10 protein-coding genes are annotated in these 11,756 nt (G+C 47.6%); 5 read left to right on the forward strand and 5 right to left on the reverse strand.

The window, feature by feature from the left end:
• Nucleotides 1-103: 103 nt before the first annotated feature.
• The 4 genes from DVG79_RS06945 to DVG79_RS06960 all read right to left on the reverse strand — a co-directional run bounded on the left by DVG79_RS06945 (nt 104) and on the right by DVG79_RS06960 (nt 4,448).
• Nucleotides 104-1,498 (reverse strand): hypothetical protein, encoded by a 1,395-nt coding sequence (locus DVG79_RS06945; protein ID WP_114596073.1) that lies wholly within the window; start codon nt 1,496-1,498, stop codon nt 104-106.
• Nucleotides 1,499-1,820: 322 nt separating this feature from the next.
• Nucleotides 1,821-2,375 (reverse strand): GNAT family N-acetyltransferase, encoded by a 555-nt coding sequence (locus tag DVG79_RS06950; protein ID WP_114596074.1) that lies wholly within the window; start codon nt 2,373-2,375, stop codon nt 1,821-1,823.
• A 117-nt stretch (nt 2,376-2,492) separates the two neighbouring features.
• Entirely contained in the window at nt 2,493-3,650 is a 1,158-nt protein-coding gene (locus DVG79_RS06955) for an MFS transporter (protein ID WP_114596075.1), read from the reverse strand.
• A 39-nt stretch (nt 3,651-3,689) separates the two neighbouring features.
• Nucleotides 3,690-4,448 (reverse strand): MBL fold metallo-hydrolase, encoded by a 759-nt coding sequence (locus tag DVG79_RS06960; protein WP_114596076.1) that lies wholly within the window; start codon nt 4,446-4,448, stop codon nt 3,690-3,692.
• A 117-nt stretch (nt 4,449-4,565) separates the two neighbouring features.
• Here DVG79_RS06960 and DVG79_RS06965 point away from each other — a divergent pair, with 117 nt between their 5' ends.
• Nucleotides 4,566-4,976 (forward strand): Lrp/AsnC family transcriptional regulator, encoded by a 411-nt coding sequence (locus DVG79_RS06965; protein WP_114596568.1) that lies wholly within the window; start codon nt 4,566-4,568, stop codon nt 4,974-4,976.
• Between the two features lie 94 nt (nt 4,977-5,070).
• Here DVG79_RS06965 and adhE read toward each other — a convergent pair whose 3' ends face one another.
• On the reverse strand, nt 5,071-7,665 hold the full coding sequence (gene adhE / locus DVG79_RS06970; protein ID WP_114596077.1) for a bifunctional acetaldehyde-CoA/alcohol dehydrogenase: 2,595 nt from the start codon (nt 7,663-7,665) through the stop codon (nt 5,071-5,073).
• 333 nt (nt 7,666-7,998) lie between these two features.
• Here adhE and DVG79_RS06975 point away from each other — a divergent pair, with 333 nt between their 5' ends.
• The 4 genes from DVG79_RS06975 (at nt 7,999) to DVG79_RS06990 (ending at nt 11,742) form a co-directional block, all read left to right on the forward strand.
• Nucleotides 7,999-8,550 carry a beta-class carbonic anhydrase gene (locus DVG79_RS06975; RefSeq protein WP_012370131.1) on the forward strand — a complete coding sequence of 184 codons (552 nt, stop codon included), beginning with the start codon at nt 7,999-8,001 and terminating at the stop codon, nt 8,548-8,550.
• 149 nt (nt 8,551-8,699) lie between these two features.
• Nucleotides 8,700-10,022 (forward strand): Na+/H+ antiporter family protein, encoded by a 1,323-nt coding sequence (locus DVG79_RS06980; protein WP_114596078.1) that lies wholly within the window; start codon nt 8,700-8,702, stop codon nt 10,020-10,022.
• Nucleotides 10,023-10,221: 199 nt separating this feature from the next.
• Nucleotides 10,222-10,815, forward strand: coding sequence for an undecaprenyl phosphate transporter UptA (uptA, locus tag DVG79_RS06985; protein WP_012370129.1), 594 nt, complete (start codon nt 10,222-10,224; stop codon nt 10,813-10,815).
• A gap of 57 nt (nt 10,816-10,872) precedes the next feature.
• Nucleotides 10,873-11,742 (forward strand): hypothetical protein, encoded by an 870-nt coding sequence (locus DVG79_RS06990; protein WP_012370128.1) that lies wholly within the window; start codon nt 10,873-10,875, stop codon nt 11,740-11,742.
• Nucleotides 11,743-11,756 lie beyond the last annotated feature (14 nt).

The raw sequence follows: 11,756 nt of genomic DNA on the forward strand, positions 1-11,756 counted from the left end.
CTGCTTAACTAATTCCAAATACTGGCTTAATAATCTTCAAATGAACTTTACATGCCAAAGAAAAAGCGCCGGTCTGCCCTTTCAGGCCAACCGGCGTCCTCGACTATACAGTTGGTTTTCGTTTAATGACAAATCCGATCAATCCGGCAATCAATGCCATCCCCGCAGCATAGAGCGGTGTCAGTCCGGTCGGTTGCTGTGAAAATTGCAGTAACGCTTCATTGCGCCAGGCAACGGTAAAGTCTGCCGTCGTCGCTTGTGCGACAAGGAAACTTATGACTCCGACGAGAACCGCAAAAACAATCGGATCAAGGACGCTCTTGAAGGACCGGATACCGGCGAGCAGATACAGAATAAACGGAATCAGAATCAAGATCCAGTACGCACTTTCCGAGTTGACCGGCTCCGGCGTGACTCCGGCCGATTCGGCATCAAGCGCTTGAATCGTCTGCCGGGCGATACCGTAATCAATCGGTTCAAGATTTAACCGGGTATCGGATAAATCAGGACGTTCCCCGCCGAGAATCGTCAACAGTTGTTCTGTCACCCGATCGGTGTCGACTTCTGCCAAAACATCTTCAATCGATTGATTTAATTGACCGGTTGAAGTTTCCCCGTTCAGCATCGTCACCGGTATATCGACGTCCGCACCGAGTACATTCGCCTTATAGGTGATCTGTCCACCATGCAACAAATCATACATCCCGCCGCTGCCGGCATCAAGACTGGCGACGGTCAATGCTGTCCGAAGAGCCGAATCCCCGTCATACTGCGTTTCATCGGTCACGACGAGATACAGCTGGAGACAGCTCGCAAACATTAAGACGAGCAGGCTTCCCCGTGCGGCTGCCGACAACCCGGACAACCCTTGCGGATACAGGGCCAGATAACTTAACGCAATCACGATGCCGAGCGCAAGCAACCCTTGGCTCAACACACCGTCCTGGAAGGATAAAAAGGGAATCGAATCACTGCGCTGAACGAGCATGAACCAACCGATCCACGCCGTTATCAAAAAACTGACGGACCGGACTGTCCAGCCGAGCCGGTTGGCTTTGATCCGCATCATTAAAAAGAGAATAAAAACAAAAACGATCCCAAATACCGACAGCAACAGGGAACCATACGTCACGTCAAACGTCAGCGGTGATAGAACCTGGTTCACATCGATTCCGAAGATCGACAGGACATCACCGGCCGAACTTGCACCAATTACTTGGTTGATGATCGCTTCCCGGACAGCAGCCGGCATCGTCACGTCGAGTCCGCCGATAAACAGAAGCATCAGTGTGACCGTCACGTCACTGCTTCCCCAGGTAACGTCCGCGTCCTGCATTTGCGCGACGAGTGACTGATAATCACTGGAAGACTCGATTTGTCCGGTTACGACTGTCATCAGGCCATATAACACGGCAAAGAAAATGAGACCAAACCCGATTCCGAACACAAAATCCATAATCGAGAAACGCCTGTTGCGCCGCTCTTGTCGTTGCTCCATCGTCAATCCCTCCTTTTCCTTTGTTTGATTATTCCTGTTCTATGCCGTTCAGAAACGCCAACCGCCTAATTTCAATGACTTCTGGTCGTTTCTGTACGATATACTCTAATTATAACCAAATCTGTATGGAAGAGGGATTTTGCTTTCATGAGGAGGAACGACGTGTCACGAAGAGAAGAGCATTCAATACTTAGATGTTCACGCCGGATACTGGTGGAGGCTTCGAGTAGCTCGTACTTTCTTTCAACAAAGGGATCGATTATCTGATTGTTGCGCAAGGGGCGATGTATTGGGACTGGTTTCGTTAATACGGTTTAACGAATCAATCTGTTTTGGTAATACGCGGTTTAAAGAGGAGAAATAACAGAATTCCCGCAAACTTTCGCAACAACTGATAAAATTCATGTGTTTCTACCGCTGCTCCATGCAACAACACTTCGTATTTTGCCCATCGGTCTTCGTACACCAGCCCGGAATCCCGATAGCCGTTCCGCACATAGAATTTTTTCCGTGTCACCCGTTGTTGATAATTGTCAGCACTCTCATCCAGATTCTCAATGTTTAATAGTATCCGATTTCCCGGCCGGTGTTCTTCAATCTTCTTTAAGAGTTGACTGCCGTAGCCGCTGGATCTTGCCTGACCGTCAACAGCCACATATAACACATACGTTAAATCTTGATGCGTGATCAGATAGGTAAAACCAACAAAAATATTTTGATCATACAGCGCCCAAAAATCCACAGAGCGCTTGTTGGCTTTTCTTAACAACATGTTCATTGGCATCCGTTCATGATCCGGGAATGCTTCCAGGTATAATTGAGTTACCCGGTCGATATCCCGATGGCCTTTCTTCAAGTGTTCTATTTCCAAAAACATGTTCACTACTCCTTTTTAAAAAATAAACTCGATCCGGTCGAAGGACCAAAGTCTTCTCCGACCACATCAAGTTTTTTTAAAGTTATTGTTTTGCAAGAGGTGCATCCTATGTCGCATTCATCGCAGAGACAAACGCCGGTAAAAAAGAATCGTCAACAGCACGATGATTCCAAGCAGTACATACATGACGGTATATCCAATAACCGGCAACATCAAGCCGAGTAAAACCGGACCGAGTCCATTTCCGATATCAAAAAAGATAAGAAACGTCGCTGTTGCACGGGCTTTTCCTTCGCGCGGGACCGCTTTCACAGCCATCGTCTGGCTGATCGAAGAGAGATTCCCGAATCCGAGTCCAATCAACAGGCTGGCGAATAAAAAGACAACGGCATCCGTCGCATTACTCAGTAAAAACAGTCCGACGGCAAACAGGAGAAAGGCCGGATACATGACGACATCGGGTCCGCGCTGATCCATCAAACGTCCCGTAACAGGACGTGAAACCAAAACCGTCAACGTGTAGACGATAAAGAAATAACTGGCAGCCGTGATTAGATTACGCTCGATGGCAAATAAACTGATATACGAGAGGATACTGGAAAAACAAAAAGTCATCACTAAAATAATCAAGCTGATGGGTAATGCTTTTCGTTCAAACACATGCATCCACTTCAAATCCGAAGACGGCGTATTCGTTTTCTTCGATGGAACCGAAAGGAACCATCCACACACCAAACTCAGGACCGCCAACAGCAAACAGAATAAAAAGATTGTCGTAAATCCGATGCGGGGCATCAAAAACAGTCCAACGAACGGACCGATTCCGGTGGCCAATGCTGTACTTACTGCAAAGTATCCGATGCCCTCTCCGCTTCTTTCTTCCGGAATTGTCAAGACGACGATTGTTCCGATGATAGTTGTTGCAATACCCATTGCAAAACCGTTTAACAAACGGGTAAAGGCAAAAAAGGTAAATCCAAAATCCAAAATGTAGAGAGCCATCGTCAAGGCAAAGAACAGTAATCCAAAGCGTAATAAGGACTGACCGTTCAATTTCGACAAAAGCATCCCTGTCACCAGACGACCCACCAACGCACCGATGATAAAAATACCTGCGACTAACCCCGCCTGACCAGTCGTCGTACCCAATTCATTGAGGGCATACAGTGTGATGATGGAGTTTAGCAACAAATACATAAAAATCAAGAAAAAGTTGATACTTGATAACATCACAAATTCTTTGGTCCATAAAGACCGTTTATCTATCTGCTTCAAGATGAGCGCCTCCAAAAATCACAGCAACTCCAGTTAAATTTAAAACACAAACCGCTCGCCATCTTCCGGCACAATCAGTTGAGAAGAAAAGTGATGTTCAACGGCAAACGTTCTTAAATCTGTCCGAGACAATGTCCAATGATTCACAGCTTCCATATGGGCGGAAAGAATCCGTGCGGTTGGTGCGGCCTCGTGGACAGCTAAGACGTCTTCCGCTCCCATCACCAGTGACCCGCCTTCAACAAACTGGTTATCGCCTGCGTTGACGACGATGACTTCCGGTTGATGCTGCTCGATCACTTTCCCCACTTCTTCATACCAGACCGTATCACCAGCGATATAGACGGTTTTTTCATCTTCATGTTTAAAGACGACTCCGCATACCGAACCGGCGATTTCCAAAATGGGTCCTCTGCCGTGCTCGCCTTTTGTTTTAATCAACTGAATGCCTTCAAAAACTGTATCTTCTTGTAACACTTCGACGTTTTGGAATCCGCTGTTTCTAATTTCTTGCGCATCCTGTTCATTCTGAGTGAACAAAGGAATGTCTTTTGCTAGTACTTCTTTCGCCACGTCGTCCCAATGATCGAGGTGCAAATGTGTGACAATGACAGCATCTGCCTCAATAATAGAGTCGAGTGAAACCGGCAAGTCGCTTAACGGATTTTTTTGATCTTGTCGTGCCGAATTTGGAAATGCCGGATAGGCTCCCTTATTTGCTAAAAACGGATCAATCAAAAATGTTTTACCGGCATAGTCCAGTTTTAACGTTGCATTACGGATATGTTGGATGTTCATGTATACCACTCCTTTTCGTTGTTAGGAGCTTAGTATATAATTTGAACGTCATCCCGATACAGAGCTTACTGAAGGTGTTTTTACCGTTTTACTTTATTTATGAAGGGATTTGAAATCGTGTTGGATCAAACGGACTTACAAATTATCAACGAGCTGTCACAAAACAGCCGGATCACGATGAAAGAATTGGGTCAAAAAATTCACTTAAGTGGACCAGCAACATCGGCTCGGGTCTTGAAACTTGAGGAACAAGGCATCATCGAAGGGTATACGATTCTTCTCAATCCCGTAAAGATGGGTTATACGATTCATGCGATGATCAGTATCTATACGAAAGATACCCATCACCAGCCGTATCTCTCGTTTCTCAAAAAACATCCGTTATACGTTCTGAATAATTATAAAGTCAGCGGGGACAGTTGTTATCTGCTCGAATGCCGCTTTCCATCCAACAAAGAGCTGGATTCGTTTTTAACGGAATTAAATGAGCATGTGAACTATCAATTATCAATTGTAATCAACAAATGACTGAACTCGACTTCACGATTCAGAACACACGAAAGCCTTGCCTCCGTTAACCGGAAGCAAGGCTCTTTTGAATTGCCATGATTTTTTCTCTCTATTAGATCCCTTCGTAAGCAAATTCCATGATTTGACGGAGTTCTGTCACGAGCGGCATTTTCGGATTCGCAGTCGTACATTGATCCTCAAACGCATCGACAGCCATCTTGTCGAGTTTTGCTTCAAAGTCAGCTTTTTTAATGCCTTGGGCTTTAAACGACATTTTGATGTTGAGGCGTTGTCCGAGCTCACTGACGGCTTGGATAAACGATTCGACCCCTTGTTCCGTCGTTGCAGCCGGCAGACCGAGGTAACGGGCGATTTCCGCATACCGTTCATCCGCGATAAACGATTCGTATTTCGGGAAAGCGGCCAGTTTTGTTGGTCGTGTCGCATTGTAACGGATGACGTGCGGCATCAGAATCGCATTCGTCCGACCGTGTGGTGTGTGGAACTCCCCACCGATTTTATGCGCGATTGAGTGGTTGATGCCGAGGAAGGCATTCGCAAACGCCATTCCGGCCATCGTTGACGCATTGTGGACTTTTTCGCGTGCTTCGGCGTCCGAACCGTTATCGTAAGCGCGTGGCAAGTAGTCAAAGATCATTTTGATCGCTTTTAACGCCAGTCCATCCGTGTAGTCGTTCGCAAGGACAGAGACGAACGCTTCCGTGGCGTGTGTCAGGACATCCATTCCCGTATCCGCCGTGATCGAGGCCGGCACCGTCATGACGAACTCCGGATCAACGATTGCAACGTCTGGTGTTAACGCATAGTCAGCAATCGGGTACTTGACGTTTTTCTCTTTATCGGTGATGACGGTAAACGGTGTGACTTCTGATCCCGTACCGGATGTTGTCGGAATGGCGACGAACTTCGCTTTGTTGCCGAGTTCCGGGAATTTATAAGCCCGTTTGCGGATATCCATGAACTTTTGACGGAGGTTCGAGAACGTTTCGTTTGGCTGTTCGTAGAACAACCACATCCCTTTCGCAGCATCCATCGCCGATCCGCCACCGAGGGCGATGATCAAGTCCGGTTTAAAATCACGCATCGCCTGAGCACCGACTTGAACGGTCGTCACGGATGGATCCGGTTCGACTTGGTCAAAGATCCGGTAGCTGACGCCGGCAGGCAAGTTACGGATGACTTTGTCGGCATAGCCGAACTCGACCATCGATTGATCGGTGACGATCAACGCCCGTGAGACATTTTGAATCGATTTCAAGTATTGAACCGAGTTTTTTTCAAAGAAAATCTTTTCCGGTACTTTGAACCACTGCATGTTCACGCGTCGTCTCGCCACCTTTTTGACATTGAGTAGATGTTTCGCCGTTACGTTTTCTGAGACCGAGTTTTTTCCGTATGATCCGCAACCGAGTGTCAGCGATGGTGTCAATTCATTGTAGAGATCGCCGATTCCACCGTGTGCCGATGGACTGTTGACGAGAATCCGGCAGGCTTTCATCCGGAGACCAAAGGCTGTCATCAACTCATCATCCGTTGTATGAATGACGGCTGTGTGACCAAGTCCGCCGATTTCAAGCATCCGTTCCGCGACGTGGAACGCATCGTTCGTTGAGGAAACGCTGTATGCACCGAGGACCGGGCTTAATTTTTCGTGGGACAACGGTTCTTCCGCTCCGACTTTTTCGAGTTCCGCGACAAGCATGACCGTGTTGCTTGGAACGTCGATGCCGGCTTTTGCGGCGATCCAGGTCGCTGGTTTCCCGACGATGTCCGCATTGACGGCACATGTATCGGTTTTGATGACGAGTGACTCGAGACGTTTTTTCTCGTCCGGTGTACAGAAGTAGCAACCGAGTGCTTCCATTTCGGCCCGCACTTCGGCATAGATCTCTTGATCGACGATGACCGCTTGCTCGGACGCACAAATCATTCCGTTATCAAATGTTTTTGAGAGAACCAAATCACTGACGGCACGTTTGATTTTGGCTGTTTTTTCGATGTAACACGGTACGTTACCCGGTCCGACACCAAGCGCTGGTTTTCCGGTCGAGTAAGCGGATTTGACCATGCCGGCTCCGCCTGTCGCAAGGACCATCGCAATATCGGTGTGATTCATCAAGACTTTTGTTGCTTCGAGGGACGGTTGTTCGACCCACTGGATACAATCTTTTGGTGCACCCGCTTTGACGGCCGCATCGCGTAATGTTTTCGCCGCTTCAAGGGAACAGTTTTGCGCTGACGGATGGAAGGCGAACACGATCGGATTACGCGTTTTGATCGCAATCAACGCTTTGAACATCGTCGTGGACGTCGGATTCGTCACCGGTGTGACACCACAGACGACACCGACCGGTTCCGCGATGTAGGTGATACCGTTTTGGACGTCCTCTTCTAAAATTCCGACCGTTTTTTCATTCCGGAGACTATTGTAGATGTATTCTGTTGCGAACATGTTTTTGATCATTTTATCTTCAAAGACACCACGACCTGTTTCTTCAACTGCGAGACGTGCCAGTTCGACGTGACGTTCCAGACCGGCGAGTGCCATGTCCCGGACGATCGTATCGATTTTCGTTTGATCAAATGTCAGTAATTCTTGAAGTGCCGTTTGACCTTTCGCGACGATTTGATTGATTGCTTGTTCGACAGGTGAGACATCTGATTTGATTTTTTCTTTGACAGCCATGTTAGGTTTCCTCCCTATTTTGGAACGAATCTGAGTCTGCATTTCCCTACTGCATGTTAGGAATGCCAAGCTAATTTCGAATAGTTTGTGCTTTCCTTCACAAATCAATCATAACGCCTTTTCCATCATTTGTGCATGACCATCCTGTGAACTATTTCACATGAATGAGAACGTTTTCAATGAATCAATCTGTTCTGAGGCAAGGAGTCCCTTTTTCGTCCCGTTCCTGTGACAACTGTCACAGCAAATCATGAATCTGCTTGTCTGACCAATCGTTCATCGTGTACGCTAGGAATAGTTCCATCATTCATTTGTCTTAAAGGAGGAAGTTTCATGTCAGTCGTTAATCAAATGCTTGCGTTTAATCAACAGTTCGTCGAAGAGAAACAATACGAACCATTCATCTCGGATAAATTCCCGGATAAGAAGGTTGTGATTCTGACCTGTATGGATGCGCGTTTGACGGAGCTCCTTCCCCACGCACTTGGTCTGAAAAACGGTGATGCGAAAATCATCAAAAATGCCGGGGCTGTCCTGTCCCATCCATTCGGATCCGTCATGCGGTCGATTCTCGTCGCGCTCTACGCACTTGGAGCGGAAGAAGTCATTGTCATCGGACATCATGACTGCGGCATGAGCACGATCGATCCGGCGAAGATGATTTCTGAAATGCAGGACCGCGGCATCAATGAACAGGTCTTGCACACGCTCGATGCTTCCGGTGTCGACTTGAAACAATGGTTACGCGGCTTCACATCGGTCGAAGAAAATGTCAGCCACTCGGTCGGACTGATTAAAAACCATCCGTTGCTGCCACCGGGCACGGAAGTCCACGGACTTGTCATCGATCCGGGGACAGGTAAACTCGACCAGGTCGATTGCTGAATCACGTTTTAATGAAGAAGAAAGGTATGACCGGTCTCCACTTGACGTCGGTCATACCTTTTTGTGTTTTTTTCTTGACAGTCAAAAGAACGGTCTGTATGATACTTTAGTATAGTACAGTGATACCAAAAGAAAGTGTGGTTTTAGTTATGTTTAATGCAGTCATTATTGCCGTTGTTCTATTATTTGTTTTAGCCATCTTCCGGGTTCATATCGTGCTCGCGATGGTTCTCAGTGCCATCGCCGGCGGACTGATCGGTGGTCTTGGCATCAACAAGACAATCGCGACGTTTGCGGACGGACTAGGCGCCGGGGCCGAAATCGCCCTCAGTTACGCTTTACTTGGTGCATTTGCTGTCGCTTTGTCAAAAACCGGTCTTCCGGATGCGTTGGCACATGCCTTGATTAAACGTTCAAAAGGATCGGCTGACGCAGCGTCGGTCAAGAAGTTAAAAGGCTTCATCACAGTTGCGATCCTGTTGCTCGCAATCAGCTCCCAAAACGTCTTGCCGATTCACATCGCCTTCATCCCGATCATCATTCCACCGTTACTCGGTCTGTTTAATGAAATGAAGATCGACCGCCGGATGATCGCGATCGTCATGACATTTGGTCTCGTGACACCGTACATGTTCCTGCCGGTCGGTTTCGGTGACATTTACCTGAACCAGATCCTTCTGCCGAACATTGCGAAAAACGGAATGGATACAGCCGGTGCTTCCGTCATTCAGGCAATGGCGATTCCGGCACTCGGAATGCTCGTTGGTCTGTTGATTGGTCTGTACGTCTACCGGAAACCCCGCGAATATGAAATGCGGAACATCGCTCCGGACGACTATGAGATTCCGGTCATCACGAAAACGAAGCTGTTCTTGAGTGCTCTCGTCGTCCTGGCGACACTGGCCGTCCAGTTGACGACGGAATCAATGATCATCGCGGCGACGACAGGACTTGTTTTATTCCTCGTCCTCCGTCTCGTCCGCTTCAGTGAAGCAGACGATGTCATCACCCGCGGAATGCGGATGATGTCGTTCATCGGATTCGTCATGATTTCAGCAAACGGATTTTCGAACGTCCTCCGGGAAAGCGGCGACATCGAACCTCTTGTCGAAAATTCAAAAGCTTTGATGGGCGATTCGCAACTCGTTGCCGCTTTCGTCATGCTCTTGATCGGACTGCTCGTCACGATGGGAATCGGCTCAAGTTTCTCGACGGTTCCCGTCATCGCTGCAATTTTCGTCCCGCTCTGTGTCCAGTACGGATTCAGCCTGGAGGCGACGATTGCCATCATCGGAACAGCCGGTGCCCTTGGCGACGCGGGAAGCCCGGCGTCTGACTCGACGCTCGGTCCAACCAGTGGTCTGAACGCTGACGGACAGCATGATCACATGCGGGAAACCGTTATCCCGACATTCCTGCACTACAATCTGCCGTTGATTATTTTCGGAACGATTGCAGCCATGGTGTTATAAGAAGTATGCATTCAGGAACCAATGCCCTTACCGGTGTTGGTTCTTTTTCTGAAGCATTTTACTTCATTAAATGGGCAATACCTTCCACTTAAAGATGCTCACTACATATTTGTTTCATCAGATTAAAGATTTTTTCTTTCATTTTCCGACTTTCTTCTCTAATATAAAGGAATGAAGTGAATCTGAAGGAGTGTTACATGTGTTATCTCAAGTTGTAAATAACGTTTTATTATATCTTGCTGACTTAGGCTATTTCGGAATCGCCCTTGGATTGATGATTGAAATCATTCCGAGCGAAATCGTCTTGTCTTACGGCGGATTCATGATTTCCCAAGGGACGATCGGTTGGCCGCTCGCTGTCGTTGCTGCCGTCATCGGGGGTTTGTTTTCGCAATTATTTTTATACTGGTTTGCCCGTTACGGCGGTCGACCATTGATTTTGAAATACGGAAAGTACCTGCTGATCACGGAGCACCATCTCGATCTCGCAGAACGCTGGTTCCTGAAGTACGGACAAGGCGTCATCTTCGGAGCCCGCTTCATTCCGGTCGTCCGTCATGCAATCTCGATTCCGGCCGGTCTGGCAAAAATGGACCAGACAAAATTTTCACTTTATACGATTCTCGCCATCATTCCCTGGTCGATTCTATTCCTCTACCTCGGTGAAACACTCGGTACGAACTGGCGCTCCATCAAAGAAGTGGCTGCACCTTATACGAATGGTGTCCTGATTGCCGCTGTCGTTATGATTCTGGTCTATGTCTTCCTGAAAAAACGTCAACGTACAACCTGATTCAAGTTTTGCAGTCTGTCCCCGCGGCAGACTGTTTTTAAAAAGGAGCGACTTATCTTGGATACTTCCAACACATTAAAAATTCACCTTGACCGCGTGACGGCGTCTCAAGTTACCGGAAAACACGTGGCAACGGGACTGACGATTTCAGGACAAATCATGATGATCGAAGACATCTATGACACGAAACGTCGTAGAAACGTTCTGCACGTCCATCGCCTGCACGATCAATGGCGGACAACAACGATTGTCGCTCAGGCTGAAATAGATTTCAGTTATGTCGACTCATTTTCCGATGGTCGGATTCTACTCGTCGCTTCCCGCTGTGACGATGATGTCGACGGCTCCTGGTTGCCGAACGCCTTCATTTACGACCAGGCCGGTCATCTGCTCGACAGCTATTGTCTTGATGACGGGATTCAAAACGTCCACGTTGATGAAAAAAATCAGATTTGGGTCAGTTACTTTGATGAAGGCGTTTTTGCCGACAGTGCAACTACTTCGATCGGTTCATTTGGGTTGGCTGTTTTTGATGAGTTTGGACAAGTCATCTTTAAGAACAAGGATTATCCGATTGACGATTGTTACGCACTGAACGTCTGCGGTTCCGACGATGCGTGGTTCTTCTATCATCCGGATTACCGCGTCGTCCATCTGCAAGGGGAACGCAGTACGAGCTATCAAGTTCCGACACGTCATTTCTCCGACTTCGTCGTTCAGGGAGAATATTTAATTTCGACCGACAATGAGCATACGTACCTGTTACAACAGGAAGGCGACACGTATATCGAGAAGGCTCGGATTCTGTTTGAGTCGGAAAAAGGAACACCGTTGCAGGGAACGATCAAGATGCGCCAAAATCGAATCGTTCTTTCTACAGACACCCGTCTTTATGCCGGTACGTTTACAGATTTCGTCCCAGAATAAATCATCGTCGAATC

Origin of the sequence: Exiguobacterium sp. RIT594 (assembly GCF_003339585.1) — a bacterium.
In the GTDB taxonomy this organism is placed as follows: domain Bacteria; phylum Bacillota; class Bacilli; order Exiguobacteriales; family Exiguobacteriaceae; genus Exiguobacterium_A.

Bases quoted from the DNA above. Each gene is read 5' to 3' on its own strand.
- adhE (WP_114596077.1), bottom strand. From the start codon at position 7,665: ATGGCTGTCAAAGAAAAAATCAAATCAGATGTCTCACCTGTCGAACAA.
- DVG79_RS06975 (WP_012370131.1), top strand. From the start codon at position 7,999: ATGTCAGTCGTTAATCAAATGCTTGCGTTTAATCAACAGTTCGTCGAA.
- DVG79_RS06945 (WP_114596073.1), bottom strand. From the start codon at position 1,498: ATGGAGCAACGACAAGAGCGGCGCAACAGGCGTTTCTCGATTATGGAT.
- DVG79_RS06950 (WP_114596074.1), bottom strand. From the start codon at position 2,375: ATGTTTTTGGAAATAGAACACTTGAAGAAAGGCCATCGGGATATCGAC.
- DVG79_RS06980 (WP_114596078.1), top strand. From the start codon at position 8,700: ATGTTTAATGCAGTCATTATTGCCGTTGTTCTATTATTTGTTTTAGCC.
- DVG79_RS06960 (WP_114596076.1), bottom strand. From the start codon at position 4,448: ATGAACATCCAACATATCCGTAATGCAACGTTAAAACTGGACTATGCC.